Annotated in this window: 17 protein-coding genes; 6 read left to right on the plus strand and 11 right to left on the minus strand. The window is 55.3% G+C overall.

What is annotated here, in order from left to right; translation table 11 throughout:
- Positions 1-83: 83 nt before the first annotated feature.
- The 5 genes from pilQ to ACUN9X_RS17345 all read right to left on the minus strand — a co-directional run bounded on the left by pilQ (position 84) and on the right by ACUN9X_RS17345 (position 4,999).
- Positions 84-2,144, minus strand: a complete 2,061-nt coding sequence (gene pilQ, locus ACUN9X_RS17325; protein ID WP_445473913.1) for a type IV pilus secretin PilQ — start codon at positions 2,142-2,144, stop codon at positions 84-86.
- Positions 2,145-2,209: 65 nt separating this feature from the next.
- Positions 2,210-2,758 carry a pilus assembly protein PilP gene (locus ACUN9X_RS17330; RefSeq protein ID WP_260038034.1) on the minus strand — a complete coding sequence of 183 codons (549 nt, stop codon included), beginning with the start codon at positions 2,756-2,758 and terminating at the stop codon, positions 2,210-2,212.
- A gap of 2 nt (positions 2,759-2,760) precedes the next feature.
- Positions 2,761-3,372 (minus strand): type IV pilus inner membrane component PilO, encoded by a 612-nt coding sequence (locus tag ACUN9X_RS17335; RefSeq protein WP_260038035.1) that lies wholly within the window; start codon positions 3,370-3,372, stop codon positions 2,761-2,763.
- The gene (locus ACUN9X_RS17340) at positions 3,369-3,935 is read right to left on the minus strand and encodes a PilN domain-containing protein (protein WP_260038036.1); all 567 of its coding nucleotides are present in this window, start codon (positions 3,933-3,935) and stop codon (positions 3,369-3,371) included. The genes ACUN9X_RS17335 and ACUN9X_RS17340 overlap by 4 nt, the downstream gene beginning before the upstream one ends.
- Positions 3,935-4,999, minus strand: a complete 1,065-nt coding sequence (locus tag ACUN9X_RS17345; RefSeq protein WP_260038038.1) for a pilus assembly protein PilM — start codon at positions 4,997-4,999, stop codon at positions 3,935-3,937. Before ACUN9X_RS17345 ends, ACUN9X_RS17340 begins: the two co-directional genes overlap by 1 nt.
- Before the next feature lie 184 nt (positions 5,000-5,183).
- Between ACUN9X_RS17345 and ACUN9X_RS17350 the strand changes: the two genes are divergently transcribed.
- Complete coding sequence (locus ACUN9X_RS17350; protein WP_445473871.1) at positions 5,184-7,652, plus strand: penicillin-binding protein 1A; 2,469 nt, start codon at positions 5,184-5,186, stop codon at positions 7,650-7,652.
- 122 nt (positions 7,653-7,774) lie between these two features.
- Here ACUN9X_RS17350 and ACUN9X_RS17355 read toward each other — a convergent pair whose 3' ends face one another.
- Positions 7,775-8,251, minus strand: a complete 477-nt coding sequence (locus ACUN9X_RS17355) for a hypothetical protein (RefSeq protein ID WP_260038040.1) — start codon at positions 8,249-8,251, stop codon at positions 7,775-7,777.
- Positions 8,248-8,889 (minus strand): TetR family transcriptional regulator, encoded by a 642-nt coding sequence (locus ACUN9X_RS17360; RefSeq protein WP_260038041.1) that lies wholly within the window; start codon positions 8,887-8,889, stop codon positions 8,248-8,250. Before ACUN9X_RS17360 ends, ACUN9X_RS17355 begins: the two co-directional genes overlap by 4 nt.
- Before the next feature lie 350 nt (positions 8,890-9,239).
- Between ACUN9X_RS17360 and ACUN9X_RS17365 the strand changes: the two genes are divergently transcribed.
- From ACUN9X_RS17365 to ACUN9X_RS17375, 3 genes are all read left to right on the plus strand, one after another.
- A complete protein-coding gene (locus tag ACUN9X_RS17365; protein WP_445473872.1) occupies positions 9,240-10,343 on the plus strand; it encodes a ferredoxin reductase in 1,104 nt (367 codons plus the stop codon).
- A 116-nt stretch (positions 10,344-10,459) separates the two neighbouring features.
- Positions 10,460-11,551, plus strand: coding sequence for a fatty acid desaturase family protein (locus ACUN9X_RS17370; RefSeq protein ID WP_445473873.1), 1,092 nt, complete (start codon positions 10,460-10,462; stop codon positions 11,549-11,551).
- Between the two features lie 203 nt (positions 11,552-11,754).
- On the plus strand, positions 11,755-12,441 hold the full coding sequence (locus ACUN9X_RS17375) for a hypothetical protein (protein ID WP_445473874.1): 687 nt from the start codon (positions 11,755-11,757) through the stop codon (positions 12,439-12,441).
- Between the two features lie 37 nt (positions 12,442-12,478).
- Here the strand turns inward: ACUN9X_RS17375 and ACUN9X_RS17380 are convergent, their stop codons facing one another.
- The 4 genes from ACUN9X_RS17380 to ACUN9X_RS17395 form a co-directional block, all read right to left on the minus strand.
- Entirely contained in the window at positions 12,479-13,882 is a 1,404-nt protein-coding gene (locus tag ACUN9X_RS17380; protein WP_445473875.1) for a pectin acetylesterase-family hydrolase, read from the minus strand.
- A gap of 239 nt (positions 13,883-14,121) precedes the next feature.
- Positions 14,122-15,801 carry an HAD family hydrolase gene (locus ACUN9X_RS17385; protein WP_260038048.1) on the minus strand — a complete coding sequence of 560 codons (1,680 nt, stop codon included), beginning with the start codon at positions 15,799-15,801 and terminating at the stop codon, positions 14,122-14,124.
- A gap of 33 nt (positions 15,802-15,834) precedes the next feature.
- The gene (locus ACUN9X_RS17390; RefSeq protein WP_260038049.1) at positions 15,835-16,395 is read right to left on the minus strand and encodes a DUF2845 domain-containing protein; all 561 of its coding nucleotides are present in this window, start codon (positions 16,393-16,395) and stop codon (positions 15,835-15,837) included.
- Positions 16,396-16,484: 89 nt separating this feature from the next.
- Positions 16,485-17,402, minus strand: coding sequence for an AEC family transporter (locus tag ACUN9X_RS17395; protein ID WP_260038244.1), 918 nt, complete (start codon positions 17,400-17,402; stop codon positions 16,485-16,487).
- Positions 17,403-17,521: 119 nt separating this feature from the next.
- Here ACUN9X_RS17395 and ACUN9X_RS17400 point away from each other — a divergent pair, with 119 nt between their 5' ends.
- Both ACUN9X_RS17400 and sufB read left to right on the plus strand, forming a co-directional pair.
- Positions 17,522-17,968, plus strand: coding sequence for a hypothetical protein (locus tag ACUN9X_RS17400; RefSeq protein WP_260038050.1), 447 nt, complete (start codon positions 17,522-17,524; stop codon positions 17,966-17,968).
- 402 nt (positions 17,969-18,370) lie between these two features.
- Positions 18,371-19,819: a Fe-S cluster assembly protein SufB gene (sufB, locus tag ACUN9X_RS17405; protein ID WP_260038051.1), complete on the plus strand. Its 1,449-nt coding sequence runs from the start codon at positions 18,371-18,373 to the stop codon at positions 19,817-19,819.
- The last annotated feature ends 50 nt before the right edge of the window (positions 19,820-19,869 follow it).

Raw genomic sequence — 19,869 nt, forward strand, 5'->3', positions numbered from 1 at the left:
TGTGCAGATAAGCGCCGGATTGGCCCCATCATACAACGAAAAAGGCCGCCTGGAACGGCGGCCTTTTCATTCAGCTCTCATGATCAGTCGATCAGTTCGCCTTTCAGGATCTTCGGCGTAATGAAGATCAGCAGTTCGCTACGCTCGTCGATCTTTGTGGTCTTTGTAAACAGACGCCCCAGGTAGGGAATATCGCCAAGGAATGGTGTCTTGGTTATGGTGGTCGCTGTTTCCGACTGGAAGATGCCACCGAGAACAACGGTTTCGCCGTTCTGCACCAGAACCTGAGTAGTCACTTCGTTGGTGTTAATACTTGGAACACCCGCAGTCTCCTGACCACGCGAGTCCTGATTGACGGTCAGGTCCATAATGATCTTGTCATCAGGCGTGATCTGCGGCGTCACCTCAAGCGACAGTGCCGCTTCCTTGAAGGATACTGAAGTCGCACCGCTCGATGAGGCTTCCTGGTACGGGATTTCTTCACCGGACTTGATCTTCGCCGTCTGGCGATCAGCGGTCACAACTTTTGGCTGGGCCACGATTTCAGCTTCGCCGTCACTTTCAAAAGCCGAAAGTTCAAGATCAACGAGGAAGTCGGTACCGATGTATCCCAGTGCAATCGACGAGCTGTTCGCACGCGTCACACCCAGATCCACGTTCAGGCCTGCCGGGAAACCAACACCGCTATTGTTGATAGACGTGACACTGCCCTGATCGCCACCCACAACAAAGTTGCCGTTGCCGCTGTTGACTTCATCACCGTATCCAAGACCCCACTGAACACCGAGCTCTTCCGCAAGATCTGTCTGTGCACGCACAATGCGGGCTTCGATCAGAACCTGACGTACAGGTACATCCCAGGTTGAAACCAAACGACGGATTTGCTCCAGCTTGTCCGAAGTCTCACGCACGCTGATGGTATTGGTGCGGGCATCGGAAGACACAAAACCGCGCGATGAAATCAGTTCTTCGTCCGCCTGAATCAGCGCCACGATGTCTGCTGCCTTGGCGTAGTTCACCTGAACGATATCCAGACGCACAGGTGCCAGCTCGGCAATCTGCTTCGATGTTTCAAGCTCAAGACGCTCACGGGCTGCAATTTCGTCAGCAGGCGCAACCAGGAGAACGTTACCAATCTGACGCTTGTCCAGACCTTTGGTTTTGAGAATCAGGTCAAGCGCCTGATCCCAAGGTACGTTCTGCAAACGCAGGGTAATGCTGCCGCTCACGGTATCACTGGCAACCAGGTTCAGGCCGGTGAAGTCCGCAATCAACTGAAGCACTGAGCGCACTTCGATATCCTGGAAGTTCAGGGACAGCTTGTCGCCGCTGTACGGGAATTTCTCTTCCTTGCGCTTGTCCGCTTCTTCTTTGGTCAGCGGCTCCACACTCACGGTGAACTCGCCACCAGCCTGATAAGCCAGGTAGTCGTAATCGCCTTTCGGGCGGATCTCGATAACGGCGTCGTCACCCTGCATAAAGGTATCAACACGGGTTACCGGCGTAGCGAAGTCCGTCACGTCAAGACGACGACGCAGCTCCTCAGGAACATTCGTGTCACCCAACACCAGACGGATGCGACCGCCACCTTCGGAAAGATCAACCGGCGTTTTCGGATCAGACAGGCTGACAATCACCCGGCCCTCTCCTTTTTCACCGCGTCGGAAATCAATATTCGACACGCCCTGACGCCCCATCGAACGTGAGGCTGGTGCGGCAACCGTCGCTGACACTGACGAACTGCTCGCCGCCTGGCCGTTTCCACTCTCACCACCGATGGTGACGATTACGGCATTGCCCTGAACGCTGGTTTCGTATGGCGCAAGCTCGACCAGATTAAAAATCAGGCGCGTTCGATCCTTGGTTTCGACAACAGTCATGCTCTTTGCATTACCGCTGCCGAGCGACAGAGCACGGCTTTCAAGCGCGCTCTGGGTATCACTCAGATCAATTGCAATCCGTGCCGGGCGCTCAATCGTGTAGCCCGTCGGGTTCGGCGGAGTGCCATCAAACATCAGTTTGATTTCCGTTCCATCGCTTGGAAGCGACGAGAAGGTCACGTCATTCAGGCTAACCGCATTTGCAAGCCCAGAGGCCATGCCGAGCACAGTCATGCCGATCGTTAGTGCGTATTTTCTCAACATCGTTAGCCTCGACCCCAAACTTTTTTGTTCGTACATTTTGCTGTAGTTATCCATACTGCCATTCCTTAGCCTTCGTCCAGTGACAGGGAGCGCGGACGCTCCACCCAGCCGCCCTGGCCATTAGGAACTATTTCCATCAGTTCTATGCGAGTCTCGTTTACGCCGACAACCCGGCCGTAATTCTGACCCATGTAGTTACCGGAGCGGACACGATGAATGCCACCGGTATTATCTTTAACCAGAGCAAAGAGACCGTTCCCGCCTTCCGCTTTCTTCAGCGTGCCGACCATGGTCAGCTCGGTAAGCTGGAAGTTTTCCAGAACCTCTTTCGGCCGATCCAGATTGGGCTCGACGTCACTCTGTGGCGCCTGATCCATCATCGTCAGCTGCACTTCTACCGGCGCCTCGAAAGGAGACCGGCGATCTGCTGCTGAGTATGTGAATGCTTCGTACGCCTTGAATTCCGGCAGCGGTTCGACAAATCCTCTCGGCTTTGCACGGGTCTCTGCCATGAACTGATCAAGATCAGCAAACCCGTTACCCTGGGAACACGCCGTCAGTAGGGACACCAGACAGACACTAACCCAGGCCTTTCCTGCATGCTTCATCGCCATGCTCACTCTCCAGCCCGGTAGCGGTAAGTACGTGCCAGGACCTGCATGTCCAGCAACTCCCCTTCACCACTGATTGGTTTAATCGTAAAGTCGTGCAGCGTCACAATTCGCGGCAGACCGGCAATGCTGCTGACGAAAGAGGCCAGCTCATGATAGGTGCCTCGAACGCGGATATTGATCGGCAGCTCGATATAGAAGTCACGCTTCTGCTCCGGCAGGAGCGAAACAACTTGTAGCTCAAGCCCGCTACCCAGTGCCGTGTTGGTGATGTCTTCCAGCAAGCCAGGCACTTCGGTGTCACTTGGCAATTGCTTCACCAACGCGCCGAAAGTCTCTTCCATTTCAGCCATCTGGCTCTTGAAAGTCGGAAGATTCGCCACCTTGTAGGCTTTCTCTTCGTATTGTTTGCGAAGATCCACTTCCTGACTCGCCACACGGTCGAGCTGCACATACTGATCCTTGATAAAGAACCAGTAGCCACCACCCAACACCAGGCCGAAAATAATCAGCATGACGATAATCTTGACCGGCATCGGCCAGATGCCGGCATTGTTGACATCAAGGTCATTGACGTCGAATTCGCTTAGACTTTTGAAGGAATCAGCCAGACTCATTTTTTCTCCTCCCCTTCGGGAGATGGCGTTTGCTGCTTCACGGACAACGTAAACTGACTGTATCCGGCGCGTGTGTTATCTGCGGCTGAAACGTTCGTCAGATTAGGGTTGGTAAACCAGTCCGAATCATCGAAGTGACGCATCAGGCTGGAGATCCGGCTATTGGATTCCGCCATGCCCACAATCGATACCTGCTCGCCCGCTTTTTTGAGATCGGTATAGAACAGGCCATCCGGCAACGTGCGCACCAGCTCATCAAACACCCGGACGATAACCGGACGCTTGCCCTGAAGATCCTGAATAACCTGCATCCGGGAAATCAGCTCGTCGCGCTTGCGACGCAGGTCTTCGATTTCCTTGATTTGGGCATCCAGCTCTTTCATTGCGCTTTGCACGTAAGCATTACGCGATTCCTGATAGCGAATTTCGCCGTCAAGATGAGATTTCCACAAGAAAGCCAGGCCGGCCGCCACAATCAGAGCGCCAACCAGCATGACTACAAACTGCTGCTGCTTCTCTGCACGCAGCTCCTCGCGCCATGGCCTGAGGTTGATATTTGCCATTAGTCGAAACTCCTCATCGCCAAACCACAAGCAATCATCAGCGACGGCGCATCATTGCTCAGTGCAGATGCATTCACCCGGGATCCCACCGCCATCTCGGCGAAGGGGTTAGCAACCAGCGTGGCTGTTCCGGTCTTCTCTTCAACCATTTCGGTCAGGGAAGGAATCGATGCGGTGCCGCCGGCAAGAATGACGTAGTCGACAGCGTTGTACTGACTGGCACCGAAGAAGAATTGCAGCGCGCGCGCAACTTGCTGAACCACCGCTTCACGGAAAGGTGCCAGCACTTCAACTTCGTAGTCATCAGGAAGGCCGCCCTGCTTTTTGGCAAGCCCGGCTTCTTCAAGCGACAGACCGTAGCGACGCTGAATCTCTTCAGTCAGTTGTTTGCCGCCAAAGATCTGCTCGCGGGTGTACACCGTCTTGCCTTCAGACAGAACGCTCAGCGTGGTCATGGTTGCGCCAACATCGACGATCGCCACCACAAGCTCTTCACCCTGGGAATCAAGCTGAGGCTCAAGCAGCGTAAACGCCCGTTCGAGAGCGTAGGCTTCAACGTCGACAACTTTCGTAGACAGGCCGGCGATAGACAGTGCGTCCTCGCGAATATCCACGTTTTCCTTCCGGCACGCAGCCAGCAGAACGTCGACCTGATCCGGATTAGTCTCGGAGGGCCCTTGCACTTCGAAATCGATGGCGACTTCATCAAGCGGGTAAGGAATGTACTGATCGGCCTCAAGGGCGATCTGATCTTCCATTTCAAATTCGTTGAGGCCACCATTCATCTGGATCAGCTTCGTAATAACGGCTGATCCGGAAACGGCAACCGCCGTGTGCTTGATGCTGGTTCGAGCTTTGCTCGCAACCTTTTTTAAAGCATCACCCACGGCTTCAACGTCCGTAATATTCTTTTCAACTACAGCATTGGCGGGCAGCGGCTCAACCGCATAACTTTCAACTTTATACCGATCACCCTGCCGGGATAGTTCCAGCAGCTTGACCGAACTAGAGCTGATGTCGACTCCCAGCACAGTACTGGATTTATTACCAAACAATCCGAACACGCGCTCACCCTATACCTGGTTAATTGCACCGGGCTATGTGTTTTTTATTTAAGAGAATTTGTTTTGCTTTGCGTCTACAATGCCTGTTCTTATTAGGAGAAAGGCAAGTGGGCATCAAAGATGCCTGATTCTTCTAAAGCAATTTCTCAAATGATAGACCTATATCCAACAGTTGTCAGAAAAAATGTCCCGAATGATTCGATTGACTCGCATAACGACCTGGTGCCTTTTAGCTGGTATTTCTCTTGGCGCCATGTTGCTCTCAAGTTTCTACCTGTATCTGCGCCCAGGATTACCTGCTGTTGACCAGTTGGTCGACATCCGGCTCCAGACGCCTCTTCGGGTCTATTCCAGCGACAACAGATTAATAGCAGAATTCGGTGAAAAGAGAAGGGCACCTATCACAATAGAACAGATCCCAACAATTCAGTTACATGCCTTCATGGCCGCTGAAGACGCGCGTTTCTACGAGCACAATGGGGTCGACTTCAAAGGCCTGCTGCGGGCTGCAGTCGAACTGGTCACTACCGGATCGATCCGTTCCGGGGGCAGTACCATCACAATGCAGGTTGCAAAAAACTACTTTTTGTCACGCGATCGTACATTTATTCGCAAGTTCAATGAGATACTGCTTGCCTTTCAGATTGAACGTGAACTACCCAAGTCACGGATCCTGGAACTGTACTTAAACAAGATATATCTCGGCAATCGCGCCTACGGCATTCAGGCGGCAGCTCAGGTCTACTATGGTAAGTCTGTCAATGACTTAACCCTGGCACAGATGGCCATGCTGGCCGGTTTGCCGAAGGCTCCCTCTGCTTACAACCCTCTCGCCAATCCCGAGCGTGCGCTGATTCGCCGAAACTGGATCCTGCAGCGCATGAACGAACTGGGGTTTGTCTCTGACGATGCCTACGAGCTGGCTTCCAAAGCACCGATTACCGCTTTCTTCCATGGCGCCGAAACAGAGCTCGAAGCAGACTATGTCGCGGAGATGGCCCGAACCGAAATGGTGCGTCGTTTCGGCGACGAGGCCTACACCGAGGGCTACAAGGTTTACCTGACGGTCGACAGCGAAAAACAGATCGCAGCCAACCGCGCGCTTAAATCCGGCCTCGAAGACTTTGATCGACGCCACGGCTTCCGCGGCCCGATCGCCCAGCTTGACGACGATCAGATGGAAACGGGCGACTTCGATAGCGCTCTGGCTAGCTTCAAGAGCTACGATCCCCTCTACCCTGCCGTGGTGACCGACGTAAAGGACGACGCTGTCAACGTCTATGTCAGCCGGCTGGGCGCAGCCACCATGTCGTTCGAATCCATGACCTGGGCCCGTCGCTACAAGACTCAGGACCTCACTGGCGGTAAACCGGCCAATCCGGGCGACGTGGTCAGCGTAGGTGACGTAATCTACGTCAAACCCATTCTCGAGGCGGCCCAGACAGATGCCGATACGGACGCCGGCACCGAGGCAGAGACCCTGCCGGAAGTTACCCTGTCGCAACTGCCGGAAATACAGGGCGCGCTGATTTCGCTTAACCCGCAATCCGGTGGCATTCTTGCGCTGACTGGTGGTTACAGCTTCCAGCAATCCAAGTACAACCGGGCGATGCAGGCACAGCGCCAGCCCGGCTCGAACTTCAAACCGTTCCTGTATCTGGCAGCACTCGAGAAAGGGAATACGGCTGCCACACTGATCAATGACGCTCCGATAGTGTTTGATGATTCAGATCTGGAAACCACCTGGCGCCCCCAAAACTCGAGCGGCCAGTTCTATGGCCCAACTCGCCTGCGCGAAGCCCTGTATCGGTCACGCAACCTGGTATCGATCAGGTTGCTGCGCTCGATTGGCATCGATTACACCATTGATTATCTCAACCAGCTGAAAATCGACACAACGGGCATGCCGCACAACCTGTCGCTGGCACTGGGAAGCGGCAACCTCACGCCGATGGAAGTGGCGCGCGGCTTTGCGGTGATCGCCAACGGCGGTCACGATGTCACGCCCTACCTTATCCAGAAAATCGAAGACAGCCGGGGCAACATCCTTTACGGAGCGCCCAGCGTTGTCTTCTGTGACGCGGATTGCGCCCGCATAACCGACAACACCCCGACCCCGGACGCTGGGTTCCCCGCCATCCGAACGGCACCAAAGCTGGCAGATGAGCGGGCGGTCTACATCATGCATTCGATACTCAGAGATGTGATCAAACGAGGCACCGGCAGACGGGCCCTGGCACTCAATCGCGAAGACGTGGGCGGCAAGACAGGTACAACCAATGAGCAGCGGGATGCGTGGTTCTCTGGCTTCAACTACAACATGGCAACTACCGCATGGGTGGGTTTCGATCAACCCAAACCTATGGGCCGGGGCGAGTATGGCGCAGTTGCGGCGCTCCCCGTGTGGCTGGAATATTCAAAAGAAGCCTTTAAAGATCAGCCACCCGCCTATATGCCGCGCCCCAACGGCATAGTCACCGTCAAGATTGATCCGGAAACTGGCCGGCGGGCAGCCCCTGGTAATCCAGATGCCACATTTGAACTGTTCCGGGAAGAGAATGTTCCGCCGATGGAAGAGCAGGAAAGCGAAACCCTCAGGTCACGCTCGGAAGATGGCACCAGCGAGAGTTTGCTACCCCAGGAGCTATTCTGAGCAGAGATAGCGCAAATACTCTCGGATGATATAACCGAAAGCCCCCGCAAGAGCCGGGGCTTTTTTTATGGCCGACCCTGAAGGCCTGCAGCGCGCAGCCCGGTCATCAATGCGGAACAGGGCTAGCGGTCATACAAGCGCACCCGATCCACCTCCAGCAAAACCAGTGGACGGGACGATGCGCCTGGCAGGTACCCGACCAGAACATAGGCTGAGCCCTTCTCAAACGCGCACTCACCATTGCCCTGATAAACCCTGTCAACATCCAATCGATCGAACGGCGGCTGATCCAGAGCGCTTGAAGCAAAATCCCCCAGCTGCAAACGCTCACACCCGACAAACCGCCCCAATGCCGAGGCACTTTCGAGCATGTCGCGGTAGGCCGCCTCACCACCAGCCAATGCCCGCGGCTGCATTATTGACTTTAATTCAGCCATCCCCCAACTTTTGGAAAGATCGTCCAGAATTCCGGAAAACATCGCCGAACGCTGCTGTTGGTCGTCATTGTCGGGTTTTTGATCGAGATCCGAAAACAACATCCAGGCCGCAACGGTCGCCAATGCAACCAGTGTTCCCGCAAAACGCTGCCAATGCTTCACACTTGCCCCTCTTGTGCTCGACTGTTCCAGTGGGCAGCGCCGACGAATATCAGCTGCAGGAAGCGGGTCGTGCGCGTGCGGATCTGGTTGATCTGGAATTCGTCGTCAGCGGATACACCCAGCAGATCCGTCAGGGTGAACGCCACGCTGCGAACCACCAGATCTGAAGTCAACTCGAGATCACTGTCACTGAGGTGATCGGCAAGGCGCATGCGCCGAAGGTCATTGGCGAGTTCACTGGCAAAGAACCGCATCTCGCTACGAATACCGTCCTGTACCGCGCGACTCTCTCCCGCCAGGCCCTGTGCCATGAAAAAGAAAAAGCTGCGATTCGCCTCCACATGACTGATGTAAATCGCCACGGACTCTTCTATCAGCTTATCTGCCTGGAGGACGTTAGCCCGGGCCTCACGCATCATCTTGCGCAGCACTAGCCCCAGCTGATCAACCAGCTGAAGCCCGAGATCATCCATATTGCGGAAGTGTCTGTAGAAGGACGTTGGCACCACACCCGCCTCCCGTGTGACCTCCCGAATCCCCAGACTGGCAAAGTGGCGCCCTCGCCCCACTAGCGCCAACGCCGCTGCCATCAACCTGTCTCGCGTTTCTCCCGGCTTGCGCCGCTGCTTATCTGCCATGAGCTCTTCTTTGTATTGGTGTCAGTGCCTGTGAATGCCGGCACCCGAACGAACAACAAGTGTACACAAATGCGAATTCTATCGGAAACAATACCTGTCATTTCGGGCCACAACACTCTGGCGCGCGCTAAAAAAGAGTAAATAAATACATGAAACAACAAAACATTTTTAATTAATTCAATCAATTATAAGAGCATTATTTTGTTTAAATCAGACAATTGACAGTCATTAGCACCAATGTGTACAGTCGTTCACATTAAGTGAACACTTGTACACAACACCTGCGCCAAGAACATCATATTGTCCGCAGCAAGTGCTCACCCCAAACCCACAGACGCCGGAGGCGTTTTATGCTGTCGACTATCGAAAAAAGCTCCCCGTTGCGTTGGCTCGGGAAACAACTGTTCAACCGGAATGACCCTGCCGGATTTTTTGATCCGCTGCTGACGATGATCAACCCGATGTGGGCGCAAGGCTTTGTAGCCGCTCGAATTGAGTCTGTCATTGACGAGACTCCCGATACCCGCACCTTCCTGCTTCAGCCTTCGTCGCGCTGGCATGGATTTCGGGCGGGGCAACACATCAACATCATCGTTGACTCTGACGGCGTGCGCCACCACCGCACCTTTACCGTTTCCAGCACGCCCGCCCAATGGCGAACGGATGGCACCATCACGCTGACGATAAAGCGAGCGCCGGGCGGTCGTATTACGAACTGGATGCACGATCACCTTCAAGCCGGCGCCACCATCGGTATCAGTGAGGCCTTCGGCGATTTCGACTTGCCGGCCGGCCCGTCACCCTTGCTTTACATCGCGGGCGGCAGCGGCATCACACCGGTACTCAGCCACCTGGCAACGCTTGCAGATAGCCCATACGCTGCTCCGGTGTCATTGCTCTATTACGTGCGCACCGAGGCTGACGTGATTGGTGCAGAAATACTGAATTCTCTCGCCGCCAACTGGCCGGCGCTGACCGTCAGCATCTTCCACACCGAAGTGGGTGACGAAAGCCAACACATAAACCCGTCTCACTTCAAAAACGTACCGGAGCTGAGTGAGCGGCAGGTTTACCTGTGCGGCCCCAAAGGCTTGATGGATCGGATAGATGAGTTACTAGCACCCTTTGGTCTTCGCGACGATCAGATCAACAAGACCTTCTTCAGCGCCCCCACATCGGTGCCGCTGGACACGCCGCTCGGTGGTGCCATCACCTTTACCCGTAGCAGCGTGAATGTTGAGTCCGACGGCGACGCACCGCTACTTGAAATTGCGGAAGCCGCAGATCTGACGCCGGCTTATGGCTGCCGCATGGGCATCTGCCATCAGTGCAGCTGCAAAAAGACCGAAGGCACCGTAATTAACCGACTCACCGGCAAAGCCTCGGGGCCGGGAGAAGAAACCATTCAGCTCTGTATTTCTGTGCCACAGGGTCCGGTCTCTATCGACATTTAACGACCGCTCACTATCGATAACACGCAAACGCTATGAGCTCGAAACAAGGGCCTCAAGCGCAGCTACCAGACAACATGGGCAACCGGTCATCCGCCGCGCGCCCGGAGGAACACGCTATGACTGCAAAACTGAACCAGCAACAACTCGACTCGCTTGCCGCAGACCTTGATGCCATTCGCGATTCCGTCCGCGCAGACCTGGGCGAGCGGGACGCAAAATACATTCGCCGCATTATTCGCCTTCACCGGGGGCTGGAAATTGGTGGCCGTGTAATGATGCCGTTCGGTTTCATACCGCCAGTGTTTGCAGCTGCCGTTGCTTCGTTGGGTCTCGCCAAGATCATCGAGAATATGGAAATCGGCCACAACGTAATGCACGGCCAGTACGACTGGATGAATGATCCGTCGCTGCAATCCCAGACCTACGAATGGGACACTGTGTGCACCAGCGAATCCTGGCGCCAGACTCACAACTACGAGCACCACACCTATACCAATGTGATCGGCAAGGATCGGGACTATGGCTATGCCCTGCTGCGCCTGAGTGATGACTCGAAGTGGCACCCTGGTCACTCCCTTCAGTTCATCAACTACATTCTGCTGACCGTGTTCTTCCAGTGGGGCGTGGGACTGCATGAACTGGAAAGCGAACGCATTCGTCGCAGGGAAATTGGCCTGACAGACAAGCGCGACTTTCTGAAAGGCTTCTTCCGCAAAGGCGGACGCCAGGCGTTCAAGGATTATGTTTTTTTCCCGCTGATCACTTTCCCGGTGGCTCCTATCGTGCTGGCAGGGAACATCTCGGCGAACCTGATTCGCAACCTGTGGACGTCGACCGTCATTTTCTGCGGTCACTTCACCGAAGATGCGGAAACCTTCAGCGAGGCGTCCATCGAGAACGAGAGTCGCGGCCACTGGTACTACCGGCAGCTACTGGGTTCCAGTAATTTTACTGGCAGCAAGTGGGTACATATTCTGAGCGGTCACCTGAGCCATCAGATTGAGCATCACGTGTTCCCTGATCTTCCGGCTCATCGATATCCCGAGATTGCACCGCAGGTGGAAGCGATCTGCCACAAGTACGGTCTCAACTACAATACCGGCAGCTTTGGCAGTCAGTATCGAACAGTACTCAAACGGATTGCCCACTTCTCGCTGCCAGACCGTCTGCGACTCAAGCTTGGTGGAATGACTACAAAGCAGGCGTAGCCGCCAGATCCGTCGATCAATGACTGGCCGACACCATGATGGCGCCGCTTATGCGTCGCCATCGCTCCCGCCAATGGAATATGCCGGGGGCTTCAATAAATCGTGATGCATCATCATGTTATTCCCGCATATTGCGCTAGACTGGAGCAGTAACAACACGATCCATCCTTGGCAATACAACAAAAAAACGCGAGGGACTCCGCATGAAACAAGGTGTCATCATCTGCACACTGGGGATTGGCCTTGCCGTCGGCGCTGGCGCCCTCTGGCTTGCCAACGCACTTCCGCACACCACGTCAACAGCGACATCCGTTCAGCAGGAAAAAGCATCCCAACCTACCCCCATGCCGGCGCAGAGCACGATCGCCGGTGTTTCAGATTCGAAAACAGGCGAGCCACTGACCCGCGAACAAATCGACCTATTGAATAACCCCAAAACCATTCAGCTCAGCCAGCGTCTTGAGTTTCAGCAACGCCTGAATGATTTTGTTGCCTCGGCAGAATCACTCGATCCGCAAGCAAGAAAGACCCAGGCCTCAGAGCTGGAAACAACATTGTCTGGCTATGAAAAAGCAGGGGAAGTCAGCGCCAATGAGGGGCTGATCGTGCGGGTCGCACTTGTAAAAGCAAGCACAGCTGATGCAGCAGAACAGCAGGACGCCATCGACCGCTTAATGGCGCAGTACGAGGCAGATGCCGAAAAAAAACAAGCCGCCTGGCGAGTCCAGCCAAAGCCGGAATTTGATGCCTACAAAGCCACAGAGACGCGCATCGTAAATGAAGTCATGGCGCTTGAGACCATTCCTGAAGACAAAAGCCGAAACGACTACCTGCGTGAACGCCTGATGGAAGCAAGAATTGAAGCCGAAAGGCAGAACAGAGAACCCTGAGCTCTCTGCCCTGCCATCCGGTAATCAGACCTTATGCCTACAGAACCTGCCCCAACAGCCAGTAAAACGCGTTGAATGGCTTGTTGTAGTCTGCCTGCTGGTCAGTTTCAGACGCCTGCATCACAGCCCCGCTGCCATTCAGCACATTGTCGATGAAGTCATCCATTTCCAGACCGGCTTCCTGAATATCCGAGTTGGCAAACTCGATAATGGTCGAACAGTGACTTTCGTTCACACCCCGGTACCAGGGCATGAAGTAGCCGAAGTTGTCGAGGTTGGATAACTGGCTCAACAGCCGGTCGGTATCCACATGCCAGCGATCATGCAGCAACTGTTCTTTGGCTGCTTCACTCGGTGCATTCTGGATATCGTCATAGAACCGTTCATAGGAATAGGCCGAGAAGTTCAGATCCTGCCAGAAATGGGTATGGCCCATCCTGTCTGAAGGTAAAGCGGTCGCCAGCGCAGTGTAGAGTGTGCCGAGATCGTTCAGGTCCAGCAGCGGCATGCCGGACTTCAGGTACGCCAGCGGGCCGGACGCTTCATCAAGCCCCCAGGCATCGCGAATCAGCGTCTGCAAGGGCACCGAAGGATACTGGGCGGGGTCACCATCCAGCGGCGCCTGGAATGCGGGGCCGGAGTCGTCGATCAGAAAACCCCGGGTCGGCGCTATATCCCGCCTCATGGGCTGATAGTTGGTCAGGCTACCAATACCACCTGCGCTGCACCCGGTGGCCAGCATTTGCTTGGGCCGTTGCAAATGATCCTTGACCCACGACACCACCGCGCGGTTGTTCCGCAGGCCATTGTGATGCCACACCAATGGCGGCGCATCGCCTGTCGGATCGTCATAAACCGCGACGCGGTCACCGGAATAGATGTCGCCCGTGCAATAGGGGATATAGACCATATTCCAGTTCTGGGTTTTCACCGAAGACAAGGGGTTGAGCCGCACCACAAACGGGCTGACCAGGCTGGCACTGGGGTTGGCAATATTCATGTAATCATCCGGAATACCATCCGGATTGCGCGCCCCGCGAATACCGGTCTGGCCCGAACAACTTTCATAATCCCAGCAGGCGCCGCCACCTTCCATATAGACAACCGTGTTGCTGGTGTTGGGCACGCGGTTGACGAAGAATTTGTACTCCGATCCGTTGCCACAGACAGCCCCGGTTTCGGCCGACAACTTCACAGTCTGCCATTCGTAGTACTTGCCCGGGCTAAAGCCATCATTGAAGCCCGCAGAGTTTGCCTGCAACGGATAGTCCCCCTGACGCTGGGCCTCCGTTACCGGATTGTCGGCCTTTGGAGGGCTGGTAAGATTCACCAGTGTCCGCCAAAAACCATAGTCTCCCAATTCCGCAAACGCTGCCCCCGACAACGACATACCCAGGGTCAGTATCAGCACTTTCATTGCGATGCTGTTTTTCACAGTCATCCCTCCCTCATTATTGTTATGGAGATCCACTTGTGAGGGCGTCGGAGTTAGCAGCTCCCTGCATCTCCAGCCCACGCTAAAACCTAGACGTGACACTGTGTTGCATCAATGGGAGAAATTAGACCGAATGACACTAAAAACAAGGCGGTTATAGCGCCGGCGGGAAAGTCTTTAAAAATGAACAGCCTCTCATCCGAGACGACTGAAACGGCATTCAATCCTTGGCCCGATATGCCTTGTCAGGGAGGGCCAACTTCGCAGGCCAGCACCAGCGCCCAAAATTCAGAGAAGTCATTTACCACAACATCCGGCTTGTGGGGATGGCGATGCGTACCCGGAAAGATGGTGTGCAACCAGGGCAAATCCCACTGGGCGCCGTTAAAGAAAACTGCCGTCATGCCTGCCCGTTTAGCCGCGATCATGTCGGTGGTGCTGTCACCGACATACCAGACGCTGGGGCCGACAGGATAATGGAGATTTTCGGCCGCAAGAATCAGTTGGTCCGGATGGGGCTTTCGCAATGGCGTGTCGTCACCGCAAACCTCAGTGTCAAACAGGTGTTGCCACCCAGAGCCTTCAACTGCTGCCAGCTCATGTTCAAAGAATTCACGGTCGCGGTTGGTGATCACGCCGACCTCAATCCCCAGATTGCGCAGGCCTGACAGCATCTGACTCACCTTCGGTTCGAAAGCCTTCACCGTGCCGTAGTGATTTCGGTAATGGCGGTTGAACGCGCTATGGGCAATCTGCTTGGCTGGCTCGTCTTCTCCGAACAGCACTTCAAAAATATCCGTTCGCGATATCTTGCGGTCAGCCTTCACTTTCGGGTGGAGCTGGGCAAACTCCCGGACGTACGCCACCAACCGTGCATCCTCCGGGGTTTTGCTGTCTTCCGGCATTACCATCCGGCTCATCAATCCCAGCGCATGAAATTCCGGCAGCATGTCGTCCACTGCGTGATACATCGCATCCAGCGTGTCCACCAGCGTGGCGTGCCAGTCGAACAGAATCACCTGCGGGCGAATCAGCTTGGCCACTGCAGGGTGCCAATCGGCTTCCTGGCGGGGTTCGGGAATTTCCGGCGGCGGGAAGGCCGTCGGACGCACCTCATCTACCCGAGCAGCAAAGGTATCAGCGGGAAAAGACGCAAGCGCATCCATCAGTGCTTCAAAACTGTCCAGAATCAGGTTTGGCCTGCTTTCCTTGCGGAACCAGCTCTCGATTCGGTGAAGCTCCCAGCCCGAGCCGTTATAAAACACCGGCGTCACGCCCGATGCGTTAGCGGTGACCATGTCGATATAGCTGTCGCCAACGTACCAGACCGCCGCATCGACGGGCACACCTACCGTTTGCGCAGCTCGCAGCAGCACTTCCGGGTCCGGCTTGTAATGAACCACATCATCGGCGCAAACCGTGCCGTCAAACAGATCCTGCCAGCGCCCCCCATCAACAATCGTCAGTTCCCGCTCAAGAAACTCCCGATTGCGGTTAGTGGCCACAACCAGTCGAATCCCCAGGGCGCGGCAGGCCTGCAGATACTCGTAGATACCATCCTGAAACGGCTTCACCTGCCCGAAGTACTTCCGGTAACAACGATTGTAGGCCTCATGGGCAATGGTTTTGGCCGCGGTATCCTGACCGAAAATGGCGTTAAAAATATCCGTGCGGGACACCCGCCGCTCCGCCAGAATCTGCGGATGAAGACGCCTGAAGATGCGGATGTAGCGAACCAGCCGGGCATCATCGGCGGTATTGCACTCAGCTTCGGGGAGCAGCCGTTCGACCAGCCCGAGATCCTCCAGCTGCGGCAGCATCTCTTCCATCGCGCTGAACATAGCGTCATGGGTGTCAACAAGGGTGCCGTGCCAATCGAACAACAGCGCAGCCGGCACCGGGAGCGAACTTTCAGAAGCCATCATTCGCACTCCTTCCTATGACCTGAAGCATGTAACTTACTGTGGCTTGTCCGCCGTTTTCACCTCGATCACCCGCCCGTTACGGAGCGTCACCACGCGGCGGAACTCAGTGCTACCAAAACCATAGAGCCACTCTTCAACCGGGTAGGTGGCCTGGACGGCGTTATCCCTCGGGCGGTGATCCGGAGGCGCATACCAGGTCACCCGCCTGGAAAGCGGTTCGCCGCACCGGGCCGCCACCTCGAACTCACTCAGACCTTCCCGTAACAAGCGAGGCTTGCAGGGGCCCGGTGCCCCGGGAGGAAAACCGTAGCCCATGGTGTCTTCACGGTGGAGCCGACCATCCCGAAATTCCAGGCGGCGGATAAAGCGCCCTGGACCCGGGTTGTAGTACCAGTGTTCGATCGTATTAATGATACCCAGTCCCGGAAGCACCGCCTGTGGATACTCCGCCACATAGTCCGGTTCACCGCAGCGTTCGCGGACCTCGACCGGCCAGTCACCCTCATCGACCAGCGACGTACCGCAACGAAAGGCAGCGCTCGCCTCAGCGGCCAGCAATATCAGACAGGCAAATACACCCAGCCTGAATCCCATTTAACGTCTCCAATTGCTGTGGTCTGACCGCAGTATCAAAACTTTGCGGGTGTGAGGCCTCGGACCTCTCGACGTCACTCTCCGTCTATCTACAGGAACAATGCGACCATTACCGGAATATAGATCAGCGCAAACAATGTACTTAACAGCGTAGTGCCTGCGGCCTGGCGTGGCGACTCATCCAGTAACGTGGCGATAACAACGGTATTGGCCGCGAGGGGCGTTACTGAAACAAGGAAAATCGCCCGATAAACCGCATCGTTATAGAACCCGAACCAGTGACTGTCGGCCCACCAGAACACCAGCGCCGATGCCGGCCAGACAACGAATTTCCCGAAGAATGCGATTGCAGTAAAGCGGATATTGCCCGCCAGCCCGCGAAAAGAAAGGATGCTCATGCCGATAATCATCATCCCGAAAATACTGTAGGCACCGCGCAGATTATCGAACAGAGGCGCAAAAATAGTCGGAATAACGACGCCACTCAGATTCAGCACTACCGCCAGCAAAAACGCATACAGCGCAGGCAATCGCGCAACCCGGATCAGGCATTCCCGGGCGGACGAACGCCCCCTCCCTGCCAGATAAAAACCCACGGAGTTTTCAAACAACGTCGTGCCGAGCATGCACACGATGTACAAACCCAAACCTTCCTGACCAAACAGCAACAGCGCAACCGGAATCCCGAAGTAGCCGGTGTTACCCGTTCCCACCGCCAGCGGAATAATGTTGGCGCTGCCATCATGGAGCCAGCGACGCGACACGGCTTGCAACAGCAGGCTGACCACCACGCAAAACAGGAACACCACAACCGGCAGCATCAACACTTCAATCGACAGCGGAGCGGCCATGACACCGGAAAAGATCACCGATGGGGTGACGATATACAGCATAATGCCGGCGATATGCCGGCCACTGGCCTCAAGGTAGCGACCGGCTATCCAGCCCAGCGCTACAGTGACATAAAGCGGTAACAACTTGGTAAACAGCGACAACACAACACTTATCAAGACGAGCGCAACCTGTGCAGGGGACAGACTGGATCACAGCCAGTCGACCGGGATTGGAATAGAATCCTGTAAACGATAGCGAACCCTGCCCCCAGCGACCAGTAGGAAAACAACGCATGCGTATTAACCTGGCCATAGCCATGTTTCTGCTTTGCTTGGTATCACTGAGCACATCCGCAGCCGAATCACTGCCCTCTGCCACGGCCATGTCTGACGCCACCGAGCAGTTCATGGCGACCGCTGCCTCCGGCGATATCAGCAGGGCTTACAAAGACCTCGCGCCCTATCTCGGCGTTCCCAGAGAAGCCTTCGATGCCTCGGCTGCCGAGGCGCACACCTACTTCAGAAAAGTGTTTGATCGTGCCGGCAAACCGGTGGGCAAAACACGGGTCGCCAGGGAGAAGATCGAAGACGACTTCTATCGGGAGGTCTGGCTGCAGAAATTCGCTGAAGCCGCTATCGCCTGGGAATTCACCTTCTATCAGGCAACACAGGGCTGGAAGTTGGTCGGAGTCAGCTACACAACCGATATTGAATCCCTGTATCGCCCCTATAGTCCCTGATAACGCCAGTAATCCCTAAAGCGCCCGGGCCGGCACTGACGCGAACCACTGAGCTGCGTTATAATGCGCCGTGACCGGGCTTTTGCAGAGTAATGGCACGATGTTGGCCGGGTGATTTCAGGTCACGTTTACAGGTATTTGCCGCACCAAATAATACCTGACTAATTTACTCTGATATTGTACAATCTTCCTCCAGAAGCCCCTCCAATAAGAATCTTCAGGGTTGTAACCGGGCCGTAAACTCAACGGCTACGGATGATTTACAACGCTCAAAAGCCAATCAGGGCAGCAACTTAGCCCGGGGCACAGCATCTACAGCGCTGGCATAACAGATTATCGCAGCGCCTTTATCAAACAGAGCCCGGCCACGGGCCTGCCCAAGAGAGAGACGGAGCAACGATCATGGCGAACACCGACAAGCAGGTGAACGAGCTGATCAAGCGGGAGTACGAACACGGGTTCGTCACCGATATCGAAGCCGACACCTTTGAGCCCGGCCTGAATGAAGATGTGATCCGGCGCCTATCAGCGATCAAGCAAGAGCCCGAGTTCATGCTCGAATGGCGCCTCAAAGCCTACCGTCGCTGGCTTGAAATGGAAGAGCCGGAGTGGGCGCATGTCGACTTTCCGAAAGTCGATTACCAGAATATCGCCTACTACTCTGCGCCCAAACGCAAAGAGGATATGCCCCAGAGTCTGGATGATGTTGATCCGGAATTGCTGCGTACCTATGAAAAGCTGGGCATCCCTCTGCATGAACGTGCCGCGCTCGCAGGCGTCGCAGTCGATGCTGTGTTCGATTCAGTATCGGTCGCCACCACATTCAAAGAGCCTCTCGCCAAGGCAGGTGTAATTTTCTGCCCGATTTCCGAAGCGGTTCATAAATATCCGGAACTGGTGAAGAAGTATCTCGGCAGCGTCGTGCCGGCCGGCGACAACTACTTTGCAGCATTGAATTCGGCAGTCTTCTCTGACGGCTCGTTCGTCTTTATTCCAAAGGGCGTTCGCTGCCCGATGGAGCTGTCCACTTACTTCCGGATCAATGCGGCCAACACCGGCCAGTTCGAACGTACCCTGATCATTGCTGAAGACAGCAGCTATGTCAGCTACCTCGAAGGCTGCACCGCCCCAATGCGGGACGAAAACCAGTTGCACGCAGCCGTCGTCGAGCTGGTGGCACTGGACGATGCCCAGATCAAATATTCCACCGTTCAGAACTGGTACCCCGGTGATGAAAACGGCAAGGGCGGCATCTACAACTTCGTCACCAAACGCGGTGCCTGCATCGGCAAAAACTCGAAGATTTCATGGACCCAGGTTGAAACCGGTTCAGCCATCACCTGGAAATACCCCAGCTGTGTCCTGCGGGGCGAAAACAGCGTGGGCGAGTTTTACTCGGTGGCACTGACCAACAATTACCAGCAGGCCGATACCGGCACCAAGATGATTCACCTGGGCAAAAACACGTCCAGCACAATTATCTCGAAGGGCATCTCCGCCGGCCGCAGCAGCAACGCCTATCGGGGGTTGGTCAAGTTCGGCCCCGGAGCAGAAGGCGCGCGTAACTTCACCCAGTGTGATTCCCTGTTGATTGGCGATCAGTGCGGCGCCCACACGTTCCCGTATATCGAGAGCAAGAACAAAGGCGCGATTGTTGAGCACGAAGCCACCACATCCAAGGTCAGCGACGAGCAAATGTTCCTCTGCCGCCAGCGCGGCATTGATCCGGAACAGGCGGTGTCCATGATAGTAAACGGCTTCTGTAAAGAGGTGTTCAAGGAACTGCCGATGGAGTTTGCGGTTGAAGCCGGCAAGCTGCTGGAAGTCAGCCTTGAAGGGTCGGTCGGCTAAAGCGGCACTGACCCCGTCATACAACATTCGTTGAACCAACGTACAGATCA

The organism is Marinobacter sp. V032 (assembly GCF_052645435.1).